General features: G+C 68.0%; 14 protein-coding genes and 1 pseudogene. 9 read left to right on the forward strand and 6 right to left on the reverse strand.

The annotated features are described in order from the left end of the window. Positions 1 to 132: 132 nt before the first annotated feature. The 3 genes from ACGFIF_RS06970 to ACGFIF_RS06980 form a co-directional block, all read right to left on the reverse strand. A complete protein-coding gene (locus ACGFIF_RS06970) occupies positions 133 to 2,262 on the reverse strand; it encodes a hypothetical protein (protein ID WP_393152278.1) in 2,130 nt (709 codons plus the stop codon). Positions 2,263 to 2,333: 71 nt separating this feature from the next. Beyond that, complete coding sequence (gene ligA, locus ACGFIF_RS06975) at positions 2,334 to 4,331, reverse strand: NAD-dependent DNA ligase LigA (protein WP_393152280.1); 1,998 nt, start codon at positions 4,329 to 4,331, stop codon at positions 2,334 to 2,336. A 51-nt stretch (positions 4,332 to 4,382) separates the two neighbouring features. Beyond that, complete coding sequence (locus tag ACGFIF_RS06980) at positions 4,383 to 5,252, reverse strand: hypothetical protein (RefSeq protein ID WP_393152282.1); 870 nt, start codon at positions 5,250 to 5,252, stop codon at positions 4,383 to 4,385. Positions 5,253 to 5,421: 169 nt separating this feature from the next. Here ACGFIF_RS06980 and lysX point away from each other — a divergent pair, with 169 nt between their 5' ends. The 3 genes from lysX to ACGFIF_RS06995 are packed head-to-tail and all read left to right on the forward strand — an operon-like array spanning position 5,422 to position 10,999. Continuing rightward, the gene (gene lysX, locus ACGFIF_RS06985; protein ID WP_393152284.1) at positions 5,422 to 8,781 is read left to right on the forward strand and encodes a bifunctional lysylphosphatidylglycerol synthetase/lysine--tRNA ligase LysX; all 3,360 of its coding nucleotides are present in this window, start codon (positions 5,422 to 5,424) and stop codon (positions 8,779 to 8,781) included. Between the two features lie 13 nt (positions 8,782 to 8,794). Beyond that, positions 8,795 to 10,237 (forward strand): basic amino acid/polyamine antiporter, encoded by a 1,443-nt coding sequence (locus ACGFIF_RS06990; protein WP_393152286.1) that lies wholly within the window; start codon positions 8,795 to 8,797, stop codon positions 10,235 to 10,237. 12 nt (positions 10,238 to 10,249) lie between these two features. Continuing rightward, positions 10,250 to 10,999, forward strand: a complete 750-nt coding sequence (locus tag ACGFIF_RS06995) for a hypothetical protein (protein WP_393152288.1) — start codon at positions 10,250 to 10,252, stop codon at positions 10,997 to 10,999. A 76-nt stretch (positions 11,000 to 11,075) separates the two neighbouring features. Here ACGFIF_RS06995 and ACGFIF_RS07000 read toward each other — a convergent pair whose 3' ends face one another. After that, positions 11,076 to 11,996 (reverse strand): NADP-dependent oxidoreductase, encoded by a 921-nt coding sequence (locus tag ACGFIF_RS07000; protein ID WP_393152290.1) that lies wholly within the window; start codon positions 11,994 to 11,996, stop codon positions 11,076 to 11,078. A 176-nt stretch (positions 11,997 to 12,172) separates the two neighbouring features. Between ACGFIF_RS07000 and ACGFIF_RS07005 the strand changes: the two genes are divergently transcribed. After that, on the forward strand, positions 12,173 to 12,790 hold the full coding sequence (locus tag ACGFIF_RS07005) for a hypothetical protein (RefSeq protein WP_393152292.1): 618 nt from the start codon (positions 12,173 to 12,175) through the stop codon (positions 12,788 to 12,790). Between the two features lie 11 nt (positions 12,791 to 12,801). Here ACGFIF_RS07005 and ACGFIF_RS07010 read toward each other — a convergent pair whose 3' ends face one another. Beyond that, entirely contained in the window at positions 12,802 to 13,554 is a 753-nt protein-coding gene (locus tag ACGFIF_RS07010) for a hypothetical protein (RefSeq protein ID WP_393152294.1), read from the reverse strand. 444 nt (positions 13,555 to 13,998) lie between these two features. Between ACGFIF_RS07010 and ACGFIF_RS07015 the strand changes: the two genes are divergently transcribed. The 5 genes and pseudogenes from ACGFIF_RS07015 to ACGFIF_RS07035 all read left to right on the forward strand — a co-directional run. Further along, positions 13,999 to 14,862, forward strand: coding sequence for a hypothetical protein (locus ACGFIF_RS07015; RefSeq protein WP_393152296.1), 864 nt, complete (start codon positions 13,999 to 14,001; stop codon positions 14,860 to 14,862). Positions 14,863 to 15,025: 163 nt separating this feature from the next. After that, positions 15,026 to 15,304 carry a hypothetical protein gene (locus ACGFIF_RS07020; protein WP_393152298.1) on the forward strand — a complete coding sequence of 93 codons (279 nt, stop codon included), beginning with the start codon at positions 15,026 to 15,028 and terminating at the stop codon, positions 15,302 to 15,304. A 222-nt stretch (positions 15,305 to 15,526) separates the two neighbouring features. Then, positions 15,527 to 17,923, forward strand: a complete 2,397-nt coding sequence (locus ACGFIF_RS07025) for an arylsulfatase (protein WP_393152300.1) — start codon at positions 15,527 to 15,529, stop codon at positions 17,921 to 17,923. 32 nt (positions 17,924 to 17,955) lie between these two features. Beyond that, positions 17,956 to 18,471: a DUF1269 domain-containing protein gene (locus tag ACGFIF_RS07030; protein ID WP_393152302.1), complete on the forward strand. Its 516-nt coding sequence runs from the start codon at positions 17,956 to 17,958 to the stop codon at positions 18,469 to 18,471. A 50-nt stretch (positions 18,472 to 18,521) separates the two neighbouring features. After that, positions 18,522 to 18,896: pseudogene (locus ACGFIF_RS07035) on the forward strand (SRPBCC family protein); the annotation flags it as partial. A 183-nt stretch (positions 18,897 to 19,079) separates the two neighbouring features. Here ACGFIF_RS07035 and ACGFIF_RS07040 read toward each other — a convergent pair. After that, complete coding sequence (locus ACGFIF_RS07040; RefSeq protein WP_393153695.1) at positions 19,080 to 19,475, reverse strand: hypothetical protein; 396 nt, start codon at positions 19,473 to 19,475, stop codon at positions 19,080 to 19,082. Between the last annotated feature and the right edge of the window lie 130 nt (positions 19,476 to 19,605).

The following is a 19,605-nucleotide window of genomic DNA, read 5'->3' on the forward strand; positions in this document are numbered from 1 at the left end:
CACAGTTCCGTTCGGGTTGGTGGCCGCCCTCTCGTGGGCGGCCGCTCACCCCTTCCACGAACACCGCCGTCCCGATCCGACAGCGCTCCCGGAACTTCTCCGAAGATTTCTGGTACGCCGCCTGGTCGCGGGTCAGAACTTGAGCTCGATATGAGTTCCGGTGGGGACGCCGGGATGCCGGAGCCACAGCACGCCGGCCTCGGCGTCGTACCGGAGATCGGCGATGTCGGTGCCGTCGGCGCGGGCGGCCGTTGGCTTGGTCGGGACGCGGAGGGCGGTGGTGACCTGGACTCCGCGGGGTGCCTCGCAGGTGAAGGCGATGGTGGATTCGTCGTGGGTCCAGTCCACGACTCGACCGGCCGAGGCCAGGAGCGGTTCCTCGTCGTAGGCGAGGTCGCGGAGCCAGGTCAGTTGGCCCGGGCCCAGCTCCCGGTGCCGGACGATGCCCAGTTGCGGGTCGAGGAGATCGAGGTACGTGCCCTCGACGACGTACGAGCCGCCGACCTCCTCCAGTACGGCGCCGACGAGGTACGGACCGCGCTGCACCGACAGCCAGTTGGTGGACTTCCAGCTGTGGCCGCCCGCTTCGGCCAACTCGCGGATCGCCGCGACCAGCTCGGCGGCGCGTTCCGGTGATTCGGTGAAGTCGGCCGGCCGGGACGGAACGAACCGGACCCGGCCTTGACCGATCGGCTGGACGCCGTCGTAGTTGCGGTCGGCGCCGAGCGCCTCGGCGAGGTGGTCGGCGCAGGTGTCGTAGCGGCCCGTCCACCAGGAGCGGATCTCGTGGTACGGATCGGCGCCGTCGCCAACGTACAGCAGGCTGCCGCCGCGGCTGACCCATCCGGCCAGCGCGTAATGGATGCCGGGCGCCAGCGGCTTCTGGAATTCATAGCTCAGGACGAGTACGTCGACATCGTCCAGTGCATCAGGAGTGTCGATCACATTCTCCAGCTGGACCGGACAGACCCGCTGCCCGTCGCACAGCGGTGGCAGCGCCAGACCGTAGAAGTCGGAGAAGTGCAACTGCTCGCGGCCTTCGAGTGCCAGGGCGTCTTGCAGACCGTCGTAATGTCCACTCTCACCACCTGGGACCCAGCGCTGGAACATGGCGGTGTCCGAGAGCACGATCCCGATCCGCGGTCCTTGGTTCGCCCAGCGCACCTCGGGCTGGTCCAGGTCGCGCAGGCTGTTCATGGCGATCAGGTAGCTGGTGGCTGTCTCCGGCGGAATGGGCTGCCGTTCGGTGGATCCCTCGCGCAGGTAGGGGCGGTTGAAGATTCGGTTGGGCCATGGCGCCACCTCGTACCGGGATACGCCCGGGTGCAGCAGCGACGCGACGAGGGTGCGCTGGTAGTTGGCCAGGTAGTCCTCCCAGGTGCGATCCGGGTGGTCCTCGATCGGGTCGTGCAGGAACCACAGGCGACGGTCGGTGCCGCGGGTGAGGTCCTGGGCGATGCCGTACTCCAGGTAGGCCGTCTCGAAGGTGCGCTCGGCAACCTTTCCGGCGTACACGTTGGGCGTCCGGGAGGTTCCGGTCCACACCTGCGCGATGGCGCCGTCGATCGAGGGCAGCGTCCGCAGGCGTGATTCGGGGCTGATGATCTGCCACTGGGTGTAGTTCAGGAGGCTGTGCGTCGGGACGTAGAAGCGCACCTGGCGGCCCTGCTGGAGGGCTTCGTCGCGCAGCACGGAGGTGACCCGGTCGAGGCTCCGGGAGAGCAGGTGCTGCTTGAGTTGCCCGGCCCGGAAATGCGCTTCGGCGGTGCTGTGCGGGGGCTGCCACGGCTCACCGAAGAAGGCCAGCCATTCCCGCTTGAACGATTCCGAGTAGCCGGCCCGGGCCCAGAATTCCGGCTCTTCGAGGTGGATGCCTTCGACACCGAGCTCGATGATCGGGCGGAGTTTCTGCACCAGGTATTCGGTGAAGCTGAACGTCGGGACCATGTACGGGATGTCGGTGCTGTGACCGTGCAGGATCGGCGATCCGTCGCCCGCGGTCTGCGCGTCGGCCCAGTGATCGGAGCCGTCCCACCGTCCATCCAGATAGTCCTGATAGTTGCCCCAGGAGATGCCGGTCATCAGGTGGATGCGATAGCCGGCCTCGCGCCAGCGGGCGATGCGCTGCGGCGTGGTGTCGTCGAGGCCGTAGACCATGACGAAATCGGTGCGCAGGTCGATCGATTCGTCGTACGGCGCATGCTCCTGGAAGCCGGTCGCCTCGCCGTGCTTGTCGGTGATGCCGACGTCGCTGTTAGTCATGGCCATCAACCCTGGCCTGTCCGGTGCTCGGGCGCCAGTGTGGCGTCAGGAACTGGACAGCGACCGTGGGTTCAGCGGGAGAGCAGGTCGGCGGCCTGGAGTTGTTGCCAGATCTCGGACTGGTCGACGACGGTGACGCCGAGCTTCTCGGCCTTGGTGAGTTTGGCGGCGCCGACGTCGGCGCCGGTGATGAGGAGGTCGGTGCTTGCCGAGACCGACGAGGCGATGGTCGCGCCGGCCCGTTCGCAGAGTCGCTGGAAGGCCGGGCGGGCGACCTTCTCGCCAGAGCGTGGGTCGCTGATGGAGCCGGTCACGACGACGGTCTTGCCGGCCAGGGGTGCACCGGCTGCGACGACCGGTGGGAGGTCTTCCTCGCGTACGTCGAGCGAGACGCCGGCCGCGCGGAGCCGCTCGAGCTCGGGGCGCAAGCGGGTGAGGTGCTCGATCAGTGAGGCGGCAACCTTCGGGCCGATGTCGTCTACCGCGACGAGTCCGTCGACACCCGCGTCGGCGACCTCTTCCAGGGAGGCGAACCCCGCTCGGCACAGCCTGGCCGCGGTGCCTTCGGATGCCGCGGGGATCGCGAGGCCGATCAACGCCCGGCGGAGGCCGACCTGGCGGCTCGCGTCGATCGAGTCGATCATGCGGGCGGCCGAGACCTCGCCGATGCGGTCGAACTCCAGCAGTTTCTCCTTGGTCAGCTGGTAGAAGTCCGACGGGTGTTCGAGGATCCCGGCTTCGGCCAGCCGTTCGATCCAGACCCCGCCGATCGCGTCGATGTCGGCGGCCGCCCGGGACGCCCAGTGGATCAGCCGCCGTACGGTCTGGGCGGGGCAGGAGAGGTTGGTGCAGAACAGTTCGCGGCTGTTGCCCTGCTCGGTCAGGGGCTGCTCGCACGACGGGCACACGGTCGGCGGCACGATGTCTTGCTCCGCTCCCGTGCGCTTGGACGCGTCGAGTACGCCGGCGACGAACGGGATCACGTCTCCGGCACGGCGTACCAGGACCGTGTCGCCGATCTTGATGTCGCGGGCGCGGATCACTTCCTGGTTGGCCAGCGTCGCGCGGGTGACCGTCGTACCGCCGACGAAGACGGGCTCCAGCCAGGCGACCGGCGCGATCTTGCCGGTCTTGCCGACGTCCCAGACCACGTCGGCCAGTACGGTGGTCTTCTCCTCGGCGGCGAACTTGTACGCCAGCGCGCCGCGAGGCGAGCTGGAACGGGTGCCGGCCGCGGCGAAGGCGCCGCGATCGGCCAACCGCAGTACGGCGCCGTCCAGGTCGTAGTCCAACTCGTTGCGTTGCTGCTCGATCGTGGTGATCACCGCCTGCGCCGCACCGGCGTCGTCGCAGTGCCGCATCTCGGCGACGGTGAATCCCATCGTCTGCAGTGCGCGCTCGAGGTCGGCGTCGGCGGTGCTGGCGTCGCTGAGCAGGTCGAAGGCGAAGAACTGCAGGCGTCGCTCGGCGACAGTGGCCGGGTCCTTGGCGCGGAGGGTGCCGGCGGCGGCGTTCCTCGGGTTGATCAGGAGCTTGTCGGGGTGCAGGGCGTTGTAGGCGGCGAAGGTGGAGCGCAACATGACCGCCTCACCGCGAACCTCGGTGCGGTCTTGCACGTCGAGCCGGTCCGGGACCCCGTCGGTGAGCGCCCGCACTAGCGGGGTGACGTCGTCGCCGGTGGTCCCGTCGCCGCGGGTGATCGCTTGGGCCAGTCGCCCGTTCTCGTAAACCAGCGCCAGCGACAGGCCGTCCAGCTTCGGCATGACGACCACCGACTGGCCGGGAAAGCGGCTGAAGAAGGCCTCGACCTGCTCGGGGCGGGTCGCCTTCTCGAGTGACAGCATCGGCCGCGAGTGCCGGACGGGAGCGTGCAGCACCGCGGGCGCACCCACCTGGTCCAATGGGTTCGGGTCGGGCGCCAGCTCCGGGTTGGCCTCGATCAGCGCCCGCAGCTCGTCCTCGATCCCGTCGTACTCCGCGTCGGCCACCGTCGGCGAACCCCGGTAGTAGGCGTCCCGCAGTACGACGATCTGATCGGCAAGTTCCTGAATCCGCTCCCCAACGTCCACGGGCCAGGACATTACCGGGGCGCCCCGACAAAGTGCGGGTGCCCGACATTCTCACGGCGTGTGTTGGAGCTCGGTCTGGGCGAGGTCGCCGTGCCGCGACAGGCTCAGGGCGCCGGCGACCGCGAGAAAGAAACCCAGGGCCGCGACCCATCCCCAGCCGGGCCTGGGACGGTCGCCCAGCATGAGTACGCCGACCAGCGCGGGTGCGACCGTCTCGCCGATCACCAGCGGCGCCGTCGCCTGCGTCACGCTGCCGCGTTGCAGGGCTGTCGAGTAGGTCAGGAGGGCGACCCCGCCGGCGAGGATGAGCGCATAGGTTGACGGATCGGTCAGCAAGGTGCCGAGCTCGCTGAACAGAGTGTCGAGGCGGACCGATCCGGGCAGCACCCGGGCGGCCACCGCGACCGTGCCGAAGGCAAGACCGGCAATCGCGCCGAGGGCGGCGGCGCCCGGGGCCCCGTTGATGCGCCCCACGGGCACCGCCAGCACGCCGAGCGCGACGGCCGCCGCCAGCACGCCCCAGCTTTCCGCGTCGCTGACCGAGACCGTGCGGTCCTCGGCCGCGGACAGACCGACCAGGACCAGTCCGGCGATGACGACCAGCAGGGCGATCCAGTCGGACCGGCGCAGCGGCATGTGCAGGAAGATCGCACCCAGAACCGCGGTGATCGCCAGGAAGCTCGCCACGATCGATTGCACGACGAACAGTGGTAGTGACCTCAGGGCCGCAATGGACAGCAGGAATGCAAAGCCGTCGAGTCCGATTCCCAGCAGGTACGGCCACGAGCGAAACAATCGGATGAGCAACCGCGGGTCGAGGCCCTCGGCGGAATGAATACGGCGGGCGGCGACGGCCTGCAGTATCGAGGCGACGCCGTAGCAGACGGCTGCTGCGAAGGCTCCAAGCAGACCGGCGACCATGTGCTGAGGCTACGCCCGTTGAAAGGCGCCGTACCGTCACTGAACGTGTCGGTACGTACGGTAGGCAGTTGTTCAGGGCGTGTACGTCCCCAACGGTCTCCGGTACTGTCGTGAGCTTGGGGAGGATATGCGCGCCGGCGCATTGCTGTCTTGTCCAGGGGTGGACCGGATGAACACAACGGTGGATAAAACTGCCGCGTTTCCGGTGGAATCACGTGACCGGATTCGCTCGGCTGGTGTTCTCAAACCGCTCGACGATCGCTGGCCGGACCATTTCGCGGCCGCCATGTTCGCGGCCGCCGCACTGGTGACAATTGTCGCGGTAGTGCCGCCGTGGCGGAATTACTTCGCGCGCGAGCAGGATATCGTTTCCATGCTCACGATTCCCATCGTGCCGAGCCTCGTCTACGCCGCACTCCTGGTGGCCATGGGGGTGGCACTGAGGCGTCGGTTGCGCGCCGCGTGGTGGCTCCTGGTCCTGTGGTGGTTGATCGTGCCGGAGCTCGCCAGGATCGCTTCCCTGATCGACGGCGGGCCGTTGCTCCAGCTCGCCGGCCTCGTGCTGATCGCCGGAGTACTCGTCATCGCGTGGCGGGCCCGGCACCAGTTCGCGGCCAGACGTGTGCCGGGCAGCCTGTGGCAAGCGATCGTCTCGTTCCTCGTCGGCGGCGCCGCGGTCCTGCTGGGCGGTGCCTGGCTGGTGCGCAGGTTCGGGGACGCCGGCGACTACGCGGCCGCGGCACAGTACGTCCTGGACGAGATGCTCACCGACCTCGGCGAGTTGGCACCCGACGAGGCGGTGACGGCACCGCTGTGGGTGCGCGGGCTGATCGGTCTCGCGGGCGCATCCGTCGTACTGGTGTCGGCGCAGTTGTTGTTCCGGGCGCCCAAGCAGACCCGGACCCTGGACGTCGCCGACGAGGCGAGGATCCGCACCCTGTTGCGCGACTTCGGCGACACCGACTCCCTCGGCTACTTCGCGACGCGCCGGGACAAGTCGATCATCTGGGACTCCGACGATCCGGGCAGGGCACGAGCCGGTGTGTCGTACCGCGCGATCGGATCGGTCAGTCTGGCCAGCGGGAATCCGGTCGGCGACGTCGAGCACTGGCCGGCGGCGATCGAGCGGTGGCGCGAGGACGCGCGAGCGAACGGCCTGTCGCTGGCGGTGATGGGTGCGGGCGAGCTGGGCGCGGCCGCGTTCGCGGAGGCCGGACTGACGGCGTACGAGATCGGCGACGAGGCGATCCTCGACCTGCGGACGTTCTCGCTGAACGGACCCGGGATGAAGGCGGTCAGGCAGTCGGTTGCCCGGCTTCAGCGTCGCGGCTACACCACGGACGTCATCCGCCACGCGAGCCTGAGCGCCGACGAGTTCGCGGCCCTCGGCGTGGCGGCCGGATCGTGGCGCGGTGACGGTGGCGACGAGCGTGGATTCTCGATGGCGCTCGGCCGCCTGGAGGATCCACTCGACGGTCAGTGCGTCCTGGTCCGGGCGTACGACGGCGACGGGCAGCTGCGTGGGTTCCTCAGCTTCGTGCCGTGGGGCAGAACCGGGCTCTCGCTCGACCTCATGCGTCGCGACCCGGCCGCCGACAACGGCGTCGTGGAACTGATGGTCGCGGCACTCGCCGAGAGGGCCGCCGGTGTCGGCGTCGGCCGGCTCTCGCTGAACTTCGCGATGTTCCGCGAGGCGTTCGAGCGGGGAGCAGAGCTCGGCGCCGGCCCGGTCGCGCGGTTGTGGCGGCAGGCGCTGCTGGTGGCGAGCCGCAACTGGCAGCTCGAGTCGCTGTACCGCTCGAATGCGAAGTACCTGCCGGTCTGGCAGCCCCGGTTCATGTGCTTCGAGTACACCTCGGACCTGCCCCGGGTGGGGACGGCCGCGGGCAGTGCGGAGGGGTTCCTCACCCGTCCCAGCCTCGCGATGCTCCACCGCAAGTCCGGGCAGACCGCTCTGGACACCGCCGGTGCCGGCCACGCTGCCGCAGTCACCGCACTGATCCCCGCGCCGCCGGATCCGCTGGCCGAGGCGTTGTCGGTCCAAGGGCTGCCCGAGCAGGTGCGGGTACGCCGGGCCAAGCTCGACCGGATCCGGGCCCAGGGCATCGATCCCTACCCGGTGACGTACCCGCGCACGCACACGACTGCCCAGGTCAAGGCCGACGCCGGCACCCTGCCGGCGGGAACCTCGACGGGGCGCCGGGTAGCGGTGGCCGGGCGGGTCATCCTCAAACGCGACCACGGCCGACTCGGCTTCGCGAAGCTGCGCGACGGTAGCGGTGACCTGCAACTCATGGTCGACCGGGCCGATGTCGGCCAGGAGAAGTACGACTTCTGGCGTCATGAGATCGACCTGGGGGACCAGGTGGGCGTCACGGGCGAGGTGATCACCACCCGGCGGGGAGAGCTGTCGGTCCGGGTCGAGTCGCTGCAGTTGACGAGCAAGGCGATCCGTCCGTTGCCGGACAAGGTCAAGGGACTGGTCGATCCGGAGGCGCGGATCCGGGCGCGGTACGTCGACCTGATCGTTCGTCCCGCCGCTCGCGACGTCGCGTACACGCGGGCGACCGTCGTCCGGAGTGTGCGCGACTCCCTGCACGCACGGGGATTCGTCGAGGTCGAGACGCCCGTCCTGCAACTGGTCCACGGCGGCGCGAACGCGCGTCCGTTCGAGACCCACATCAACGCCTACGACCTCGATCTGTATCTGCGGATCGCGACCGAGCTGCACCTGAAGCGGCTGCTGGTCGGAGGCATGGAGAAGGTGTTCGAACTCGGCAGACAGTTCCGCAACGAAGGCGTGGACTTCAAGCACAATCCGGAGTTCACGTCGCTGGAGGTCTACGAGACGTACGGCGACTACGACACGATGCGGCTCCTGACCCAGGACATCATCCAGGAGGCCGCGACCGCGGTGTACGGCTCGCCACTCGCGCGCCGCACCGACGCGGACGGGAAGACGGTCGAGTACGACCTGTCCGGGACCTGGCCGGTCAAGAGCATCTGCGCCGCCGTGTCGGAGGCACTCGGCGAGGAAGTCACGGCGGACACACCGATCGAGACACTGCGCGGACATGCGGCGAAGATCGGGCTGGAGCCCGACGCCGACGCCTCCTGGGGCGTCCTGCTCGAGGAGATCTACGAAGAACTGTGCGAGCGCACCACGACAACGCCGGTCTTCTACACCGATTTCCCGAAGGAGAACGCGCCGCTGACCCGGCCGCACAGGTCGGACCCGCGGCTCGCGGAGAAGTGGGACCTGGTCATCTTCGCCGCCGAGCAGGGTACGGCGTACTCCGAGCTGATCGACCCCGTCGACCAACGCGCGCGGCTGGTCGCCCAGTCCCAGCTGGCGGCCGCGGGTGATCCGGAAGCCATGCAGGTCGACGAGGACTTTCTCGAGGCGCTGGAGTACGGCATGCCGCCGACCGGCGGGATGGGGATGGGCATCGACCGGCTGGTCATGAACCTGACCGGGCTCTCGATCCGCGACACCATCCTGTTCCCGTTGGTCCGGCCCAGCGGCTAGGGAGTGAGGTGTTGTGATCGCGCGCCGGCCAAGCACGGTCCAGAAGGTCTCGGGCCTCACCCTGACCGGCATGGTCGTCGGCTCGATGGTCGGTGGCGGAGTCTTCACCCTGCCCAAGGAGTTCGGCGAGGCCACCGGCGTCCTCGGCGCCGTCATCGCGTGGGTCGTCGCCGGCACCGGCATGCTCATGCTGGGCCTGGTCTTCCAGTCACTGGCCGTCCGCCGACCGGACCTGGACAGCGGTGTGTACATCTACGCCAAGGCCGGGTTCGGGAACTATGCGGGGTTCAACTCGGCGTTCGGTTACTGGGCCAGCAATGTGGCGGGCAACGTCTTCTTCATGGTCTTCACCATGACCACCCTCGGCACCTTCTTCCCGCGGCTCGGGCAGGGCAACACGCTCCTGGCTGTCGTCCTGGCGTCGGCGGTCGTCTGGTTGTTCCACGTCCTGATCGCGCGTGGCGTGCGTCAGGCGGCCGTCGTCAACCGCATCGTCACCATCGCGAAGCTGGTACCGATCCTGACCTTCATCGTGATCGTGGCGGTGTCCTTCGAGGCGGGGACGTTCGCGGACAACTTCTGGGGTGGCGACGAGCGCTCGGTCCGCTCGGTGTTCGACCAGGTCAAGGAGACGATGCTGGTCACCACCTTCGTGTTCCTCGGGATCGAGGGGGCGAGCGTGTACTCCCGCTTCGCGCGGCGGCGCGAGGACGTCGGGCGGGCGACGATCCTCGGGTTCGTGAGCGTGCTGGCGGTGTTCGCGTCGGTGACCTTGGTCTCGTACGGCGTGCTGCCACAAGCCGACCTGGCGAACGCCGAGCAGCCGTCGATGGGCAGCGTGCTGGAGTCCGTCGTCGGACCGTGGGGCTCGACGTTCGTCAGCATCGGCGTGATCATCTCGGTCCAGGGCGCGTATCTCGCGTGGACCCTGATCAACGCCGAGGTTCTCTACATGCCGGCGCGTGGTGACGTGATGCCGAGGTTCCTGACCCGTGAGAACGTGCATGCGACCCCGATAGCCGCCCTGCTCAGCACAACCGCCGCCGTCCAGCTGTTCCTGCTCCTCGTTCTGGTCGTCGACGACGCGCTGGACTTCATGCTCAAGCTCGACACTGCACTGTCGTTGGTTCCCTATCTGCTGGCGGCGGCGTACGCGCTCAAGCTGACGATCACCAGGCAGACCTACACACCGGCCGACGAGCCGGAGCGGCGCAGGCAGCGGGCGGTCGCGGCCGTCGCGGTCGTCTACTCGATCTTCATGCTGTACGCCGCAGGCCCGAAGTACCTCGTGCTGGCCGCCATCGTCTACGCGCCGGGGACCCTGTTGTATCTCGTGGCCCGGCGCGAGCAGGGCCTGCGGGCGTTCAACCCGGCGGAGGCCGTGGCGTGCGTGGTGCTGATGATCGCCGCGGTGCTCGGCGTCGTGCTGATCTCGACGGACTCCCTCGATGTCTGAGCGGTGTGGGTGATGGGTTGGTACCGGGACCTCGTCGACACCGGCCGGGCGCAGGCCGCCTGGATGCTGCTGGCCTTCTTCGTGACCTTCACTGTCACGCGGGCGGTCACTCGACGCATCCGCGCCAAGCAACGGCAGGCGCAGACTTCCATCCGGCGGGAGGACGAGGGCGGCCTGTCCGACCTGTTCATCGGTGGCATCCACATCCACCATCAGGTCTGGGGGATCCTGATGGTGATGCTGGCCGGGCTCCTGCAGTTCCGCTACGCCCCGGGGACTCCCTGGGCCGAGGTGCTCGCGGTGATGTTCGGGGCAGGTGCAGCCCTGACGCTGGACGAGTTCGCGCTGTGGCTCCATCTGGACGATGTCTACTGGGGGCCGGAGGGACGCAAGTCCATCGACGCGATCATGCTGGGCGGGGCGTTGGGCGTGGTGCTCCTGACACAGACCAGCCCGATCGGGGCCGAGCCCGAGCGGGCCGGCGGTGCGCTTGCGCAGTGGACCTACTTCGGCGGGATCGGGTTCCACCTCGTGATGGCGATCCTGTGCTTCCTCAAGGGCAAGCTGGCCACTGGGCTGATCGGCATCGTCGTGCCTGTGGTGGCGCTCGTCGGGGCGGTCAGGCTGGCCAAGCCCGGCTCTACCTGGGCACTGCGCCGGTACGGCGAGCGGAAGCGGGAACGAGCCCGGAACCGGTTCGGCGCGACGTACGACAAGCGATGGAACCGCGTCCGCGACATGTTGGGCGGCGGGTTCTCCTGAGCCGCGGTGATGAATGTCCGAGCGGCGGTCGGCTCGACCCCGACGAGAACGCGTTGCCCGGAGGATCCCTAGGTCGTCAGTCCGTGGTCACCTTGATGATGGTTCTGCCGCGGGTGCTGCCTTCGGGGCTGAAGGCGGCGGGGGCGTCGGTCAAAGGGCGGACTGTGGTGACGAGCGGGGTGAGCCGGCCGTCGTGGAGGCGGACGGCTAGTTGGGTCAGTTGTTCGCGGTTGGGCTCGACGACGAAGAAGATGGCGCGGCCGGCGCGGGGGTGGATGGTAGGTGGATCGGCGATGGTGACGAGGGTGCCGCCGGGGCGTACCAGCGCAGTGGAGCGGTCGCGGATCTCGCCGCCGATCACGTCGAGCACCACGTCGACCTCGCCGGCGTCCTCCAGTTTCTCGCCGTCCAGGTCCAGGAACTTGTGGACACCCAGGGAGCCGGCCAGGTCCCGGTCGGAGGCTCGGCCGGTGCCGATGATGTGGGCTCCCGCCTCGCGGGCCAGTTGTACGGCGACGGAGCCGACGGCACCCCCGATTCCGTGGATGAGGACGGTTTGGCCCGCCTTCAGATGGGCGTGGTCGAAGAAGGCCTGCCAAGCCGTGAGTCCGGAGATCGGTAGCGCGGCCGCGGTGACGTGGTCGACGTCGGTGGGGAGTGGGGCCAGGTTGCGGGCCTCCACGGCGGCGTACTCCGCGAGCGAGCCGTTGCGGGCCCAGTCGGTCAGTCCGAAGACCCGCTGGCCGACCGTGAGACCGGTGGTGCCGTAGCCGAGCCCGGCGACAACGCCCGACAGTTCGTGGCCGGGAACGCTGGGGGTGCGGTCGCGGCCGGCGCGATCGGTCCACGTCCCGGGCCAGTCCAGCTCGCCGCGGGTGAACCCGGCGGCGTGGACTTGCACGACGACGTCGTTCTCGGCGGCGTGGGGGTAGGGCAGCTCGGTCAGGGACACCCCGCCGACGCCTGCCTCGCGGTCCTGGACAGTGATGGCACGCATGAAGGTCCTTGCAGTGGTCGTTGTGCAGGTACGACCTCGACCCTACGCAATCGTGGCCCGGGGTCGGTGGGCCAATTGGAGGCGGAGTTGATGGGCCGATTGTGCGGTGATTGGCCCACGATCGTGGGGTTGGAGTGGACCAGCGGCGCGGGCCGTCCGCGCCGTACTGTCGAACCATGATCGTTCTGGACGACCTCGTGATTCCTGACACGGCCGCCTCGTCGGCGGCCCTGGAGGTGGCCTCCGAGTACTTGTCGCCGGCCTTGCTGAGCCACTCGCACCGCGTCTACATCTGGGCGGCGGCGTTGGGCAGGCAGCAGGACATCCGGTACGACGCCGAGCTGGTGTTCCTGGCTGCGATGTTTCATGACCTCAGCCTGGTTCCGGAGTTCGACAGTCACACCGTTCCCTTCGAGGAGGCCAGCGGTCATGTTGCCCGGGTGTTCGCCGCCGGTGCCGGCTGGCCGAGTGCGCGCCGCGAACGCCTCGCCGAGGTCATCGTCAGGCACATGTGGCTCGACCTGGACGTAGCCGAGGATGCCGAAGGTCACCTGCTGTCGCGGGCCGCGGCGTCGGACATCGTGGGGCGGAACCTCGATGACCTCAGTCCTGAGTTCCGCGCCGAAGTACTCCGCCAGCACCCTCGGCTCGGGCTGGCTGACGAGTTCCTGGCCTGCTTCCAGGCGCAAGCCGAGCGGAAGACCGGCAGTTCCGCCGCACGAGCAGTCCAATCCGGCCTCAGCGCCAGGATGGCCGCCAACCCTCTCGACGCAGCCTCGCCCGACGGAAACTAGGGACTGCGGCGTCAGCGGTCGGCGGCGTAGGTCACGGTCAGTTCGCGCTCGGCCCACCGCACTCGTACCGCGGTGAGCACGCCGAGCAGGACAATTGCCACGCCGATCATTTCTGCCGTCTCTTCAATGGCCATCGCCAGGTGCCGCCACAAGTAGCGGGCGCCGGCGTCGGTGAGCAGGACGTTGACGACCTCCATTCCCAGCGCACCGGCGATGGACGTGGCGAGGCCGGCGACGATAACGATGCGGGGCCGGGTCGCGATGGACCGGAATGCGGGAATCAGGACAAGGAGCGATACCGCCAGGGCCGCGGCGGCCGGGATCGTCCATCCCAGGCGCCCAAGCAACGAGCCGGTCGCAAAAGCCGCGGAGGTCCACTCGGCGCCGCGTTCGTGCAGCGAGACGACCTCGTCGAGAGAGAGCAACGCGAAAACGACGGCCAGCACAAGCCAGGGTCGCGCGGCCCGACCGGAGCCATGGCCGGCCAGTCGGGCGGCGGCGATCGTCAGCAGGCAGCATGCTGCCAACAGTGCCGACGTCCACCAACTTGCCAGCGAGCGCTCCTGAGCGGCGTTCAGCAAAGACAGCGCATCGGCCAGGGCACCGGGGCCCGGGCGGACGAGGCTGCGGACCGCGACCGCCGCGACGTGAAGCGCCATGATCGCGGCGCAGATCGGAAACAACCGCCGTCCGATCGCAGACCCCAACTCGTCCCGCGCGAAGGCAGCAACGATGGATCGTTGGCGACCGGCATCGTCTGACATGGAACGCACGGTAACAACGGAGCCGGTTATTCAGAGCATTCTGAGGATTAGAGTCGTTTAATGACCTGACGCGCCTGCTTTCCCGTTCTCGTGACGCAAAGGGGCGTACACTGACAACAGTTCCGGAATTGACGACATGCCACGTGGAGGTGCCGGCCTAACCGGCCCTCCTTCAGGAGATGTCATGTCTGCCCGAAATCACGTGCACAACGAGCCCGACGAGAAGTCGGCGACACGGCCACCGTCGGCAGTCGACGCTCTGTCGACGCCGCTGCCCACTCGAGAGTCACGCCCCCGGACGGGCACCGGGTGGATCGGGTCTCTCATTGCCCGGATGCGCGGCAAGTAGGAGTAAGAGGCGCAGGCTGTTACGTGTCGTCTGACTGAATACCGCGGTCGGGCGGCACGTTCTGGCACGCCCGGGATGCGTGGGATTCTGGGCGGATGGGTCCTGGGACGACGGCCGGTGCTTGGGCTGAGCAGCAGGTTGCCGCGGTTCGCGATGATCCGTCGGGGCGGCTCGCGCTGATGCAGCGGTGCTACTACGGGCCATTCGGCAGGGCACCTCGGCATCTGCCGTATCGACGGGCGGCGACGTCGGCGATGCGGTGGGAGTTGCGGCGCGGTGTGTTGCAGCCGCCGTTCAGCGACCGGCCAGGGAGTCCGTGGTGGCGGGCGGTGAATGACCGGGTACTGCGGGACGGCTGTGAGGCCGTGGCACTGAGCGGAGATCTGTCCGGCGTGGCCTCGTCGCAGACGGTCGGCTTCTGGCTGTCCTTCGCGCAGTACCCGACCGCTCGGGCGTGGTGGCGTGCGCACAACGGAAGCATCGTCGCCGCGTACCTGGAGCACCGTGAGCTGGCTGAGGCCGAGACCGCCGCGGAGCGCTTCTTCATGAACGTCGTCCTGTGCCGGGTTCTCTACGCCCATGCGCTGGTCGCGGCGCCGCGGATGGCGTTGGGATGGCTTCGTCCGTTGGCGCCGTTGCTGGGTGATCCAAGGCTCGGGATGACCGGGATCTTCTTCCAGTTGTCCCGGGTGCTGCCGGACGAGTACCCGCTGCGCGACGACGTCCGGTTCTATCTGCGTGCTGAGCTGGGATTCGGTCGTCTGCTGGACTATGGGGTGATCGTCCCGCGGCTGCAACAGATCTACGAGTGGTCAGCACACGAACTCGCAGAACCAGGTCTACTCGACTGCATCGAGGACGGAGCCTTGACCTACGCCTGGTCTCTCAACGACCGAGACGTCTGGCAGCCACGGCAGTCACGCCTTCTCCAACTGATCCACCGACTCCTGCCACCGTAGGCCTGGATCGCGTGGTCATCCACGCGAAACGTGCGGCGGCTGTTCGGAAACCTGGGTTTGGTCCGGTGGCAATGGTGCGGCAATCGGTCGGTTCTCTTCACTGGATGTCATCCAGGACGGATCGAAGACCGGGGAGCCGGCAGGCACCTCAGAGACGGTGCGGATGGCGGCGGTCGGCTCGAACGTCGACCGCGATGGGAACAACAGCGCGGTCTGCGTCACCGGCGATGGCGTGCTCGGGCATCACCGCAAGGTGCACCAGGCGCTGCGGGAAGACGAGCACTACGCGGCCGGTGATTTGGTTCGAGGCGTTCGATACGCCGCGGGGCTGATGATCTGCTACGACAAGGCCTTTCCGAAGGGCGGCGCGGACGCTCGCCCTCGACGGCGCTCAGATCATCGGTGGCGCGGTGGAGCTCTCGGCCTCACCCCGGGCGGATGATCCGGCCCAGCCCGGTCGCGCGTAGCGTCGCCGTACCGGGGCGAGTCGGGTTCGTTGTCTGTGCCGCGGAGTTCGTGCGACGAACGATGGCGTGCGGCGGGGGTTCGGCTGAGGACGTGGAGGCCGATCTCGACTCCTGACCGGGTGTCGAGGGGCGGCTCGGGACGATCAAGTTCGACGAACGCACGTGGCCGTGTGGATGCCGGATCGTGGGAGGTTGACATGAGTGAGCAGATTGACCGTACGGTGCTGCCGATCCGGCGTCCGCCGTTCCAGGGAGTGGTGAACCGGACTCTCGGGGGCTCGGAGCCCGACTGGAACTTCGTTGCGCCGATCCCCGCGCCGGAGGGTGCGCCGAACGTGCTGCTCGTGATGACCGATGATGCGGGTTTCGGCAATCCGAGTACGTTCGGCGGGCCGATCAGCACGCCGGTGCTCGATCGGCTGGCCGCGGGGGGACTGCGGTACAACCGGTTCCATACGACGGCGCTGTGCTCACCGACGCGGGCGGCCCTGATGACCGGGCGCAACCACCATGCCGTGGGCTTCGGCATGGTCGGGGAGTTCGCCGGGCCGTTCCCCGGCTATTCGGCGATGCTCCCGAAGGATTGCGAGCCGTTCGCGAAGACCCTGCAAGGCAACGGCTATGCGACGGCGTGTTTCGGCAAGTGGCATCTGACACCTGATCACATGCAAGGCGCGGCCGGCCCGTTCGACCGGTGGCCGAACGCGGTCGGGTTCGACTACTTCTGGGGCTTCCTCGGCGGCGAGTCCGGCCAGTTCGACCCGGTGATCATCGAGAACAACAAGGCGATCGGCACGCCCGAGCAGGACGACTTCTACCTGCCGGATGCGATGGCTGACCAGGCGATCGAATGGCTGCACGGCGTGCGGGCGCACGGCTCGGACAAGCGATGGTTCGCGTACTACTCGACATCGGCCAGCCACGCACCGCATCACGTGACGCGCGAGTGGTCCGACAAGTACAAGGGTGCGTTCGACCAGGGCTGGGACCGGTTGCGCGAGGAGACCTGCAAGCGGCAGAAGCGGCTCGGCGTGATCCCCGCCGATGCCGAGTTGACGCCGCGGCCCGACGCCATGCCTGCCTGGGACTCGCTCGACGAGAACCACAAGCGCCTCTACGCGCGGCAGATGGAGGTGTACGCGGGCTACTCCGAGAACGCCGACTGGAACATCGGCCGGGTGATCGATGCGGTCGAGGAGATGGGTGACCTCGACAACACGCTCATCATCTACATCTGGGGCGACAACGGCGCAAGCATGGAAGGAACCCTGTCGGGCACGTTCAACGAGCTGACGACGATGAACGGGGTCCCGCTGACCGACGAGCAGCAGGTCCAGCTGGTGCTCAAGTGGGGCGGGCTGGAGGCTTGGGGTTCCGAGCTGATGGCCCCGCACTACTCCGCCGCCTGGGCCTGGGCAAGTAACACCCCGTTCCAGTGGGGCAAGCAGGTCGCGTCGCACCTCGGCGGCACCCGTGACCCGATGGTCGTCCACTGGCCCCAGCGCATCAAGGACGGGGGCGGGCTTCGCTCGCAGTTCACGCACATCAACGACGTCGGGCCGACGATCCTCGAGGCGGCGACCGTGCCGCAGCCGACGCGGATCGATGGCGTCGACCAGCAGCCGATGCATGGGACGAGCTTCCTCTACTCGGTCGATGATCCGGGCGCCGCCGAGCAACACACGCAGCAGTACTTCGAGGTCCTCGGCAATCGGGCGATGTACCAGGACGGCTGGTGGCTGTCGTGGATGATGCCACGCATCCCGTGGAAGCTCGATCCCGAAACACTCAAGCAGTTCGCACCGGGCGTCTGGGATCCGGAGAACGACCCGGTCGAGCTCTACTACCTGCCGGACGACTTCACTCAGGCCAGGAACGTGGCCGACCAGCACCCGGGCAAGGTGAAGGAGTTGCAGGAGCTGTTCTGGCAGGAGGCCGAGAAGTATCACGTACTGCCGCTGCTCGGCGGCCTCACCACCTTCTTCGGGATGACCCCACCGCTGCCCACCCAGACGCGTTTCACGTACTACGGCGACGTGCAGAACATCGCCCCGGGGATGATCCCGCCGATCTACAACCACTCCTACACCATCAGCGCCGAGCTCGAGATCCCGACGGGTGGCGCCGACGGCGTGATCGTGGCCGAGGCCGACCACCTGGGCGGCTTCTCACTGTTCGTGCAGGACGGCAAGCTGAAGCACACCTACTCGTTCGTGGGCGTGCAGGAGTTCAGGCAGGAGTCTGAGACGCGGCTCCCCACCGGAAGCGTCAACGTCCGGATGGAGTTCGCCGCCGACGCGCCCAAGCCCGCCACGGGTGGCGAGGTCACCCTTTTCGTCAACGACGAGCCGGTCGGAGGGGGCCGCATCGAGCACACCGTCCCGGCCCGCTTCTCTGCCTACGCCGGCCTGGACATCGGCCGCGACAACGGCATGCCGGTCGATCGCAGCTATGCGGACAAGTCACCGTTCGTGTTCGCCGGCACTGTCAAGCGGGTCGTCTTCGACGTCAACCCACAGGCCAGTGAGGAGCAGGAGCGCGAGCTGCACGAGCACGTCCACAAGGCGCTCGCCGCACACGCGATCAACGCATAGGCCGAGCATCGAGTCCTGCGAAGGAGAAGGCAATGAGTGACACGGACTTCGACGTCGTCATCGCTGCGTATCTGATTCCCGACCTGGCCCAGCAAGACTTCGACGCGCTCGTCGAACTCGTCGAGAACAAGCAGCTCGAGGTGGAGGGCGTGGCACTGGTCAGCGTGGACACCGACGGCAAGGCGAGTGTCAAGGAGACCGGCGACCACCTGGGCCGTAAAGGTGCCAAGATCGGCGCCGGGGTCGGGCTGGTCGTCGGGCTGTTCTCCCCGCCGCTGCTGGCATCGATGATTGTCACGGGCGCTGCCGGCGCCGCGGTCGGCAAGTTCGCCGAACACCGCGTCAAGAGCGGCCTCGGGGAGAAGATGGGCGCCGCGCTGCCGCCCGGCTCGGCCGGCATCGTCGCCATCTACGACCGCGGAAAATCAGGCACGGTCGATGCGACGCTCGTCAACGCGGTGAAGAAGTCGGTGGCCCAGGTCGACGGGGGCGGTGCCAAGCAACTGAAGGCCGCCCTCGCGGAGGCGCAAGCCGGCATGGGTGGCTGAGCGGGAACCGATCGATCGAGGCACCGACATCGACAGCTCGGAGTGGACAGATGACCGGCGGATTCGATCCCGCACGCTATACCGCCGCACCGCTCCAGACCGAAGGCGTCATCCGGTTCACCGGCCCGCCTGATGCCGTCTTCGCCCGAATCGCGAACCACTCGGCGTTGACCGACTGGCTCCCGCTGCTCAAGACGGTCCAGGTATCGCATCCGAGACCCCTGCCTCCCGGTGAGAGCACGATCGGAACCACCCGCATCCTGGCTCTGCGCGGAGGTGTCACCCTGCGGGAAGAGATCGTGTACTGGGACCCACCGCGCTGCTACGCCTACACCACCGAAGGAAACCGGTGGCCGATCAGGGACTACATCGGGTTCGTGGGTGTACAGAGCGCAGCCGAAGGTGCCACGTTCCTCTTCAGGGAGTACTTCTCTGTCGACGGGACACTGCGGCGAGCCCTCGTCTCCCACGGCATCGTCCTCCTGGGGCGGGCGGCGGGCGTTGCACAACCTGAGCACACTGATCGGCGGTACGTCCGTTCAGATGCGACATGTCTCGGGACCGACGGACCGGGGTGCGTAGCCGCCCGGCGAGGCCCGACTGGTTGGTCAGACCTCTACGCGCCGGTGAACGAACAGCGCGTGGATGATCCACACGTCGATGAGGATCAGGGTGATAGCCCACCAGGGCTGGGCAGGGATGAACAGGAAGTTGGTAATGGCCTGGAAGCTGACGATGACGATGCCGAGCCAGCGGGCCCAGGCCGCGCCGGAGAGCACGCCGAATCCGGCGGCAAGGACGATCAGCCCGACGATGAGGTGCCACCAGCCCCAGGTGGACGCGCCGGTGTTGATCCAGTAGTTGGCGGGCTGGACGTAGTAGGTACCCTTCGCGATCAGGGCGATGCCCTGCAGGGCGCCGAGCGCGCCACCGAGGATCATCAGGGTCGCGGCGAAGATCGCTCCGCCGGTGCCTCGCACACTGACATTGGCGTCGCTCGTCATGTCGGATCACCTTCCATCACGGACCGTGACGCGGCTCGCGTGCACGATCACGACCAACCTGGTTGATCAAGTAAGGCGCCAGATCTTCACGTGAGGCATCATCCGGTGGGGACGATCCGGCCAGCTCACC

This window comes from Kribbella sp. NPDC049174, from assembly GCF_043197365.1.
Classification (GTDB): domain Bacteria; phylum Actinomycetota; class Actinomycetes; order Propionibacteriales; family Kribbellaceae; genus Kribbella.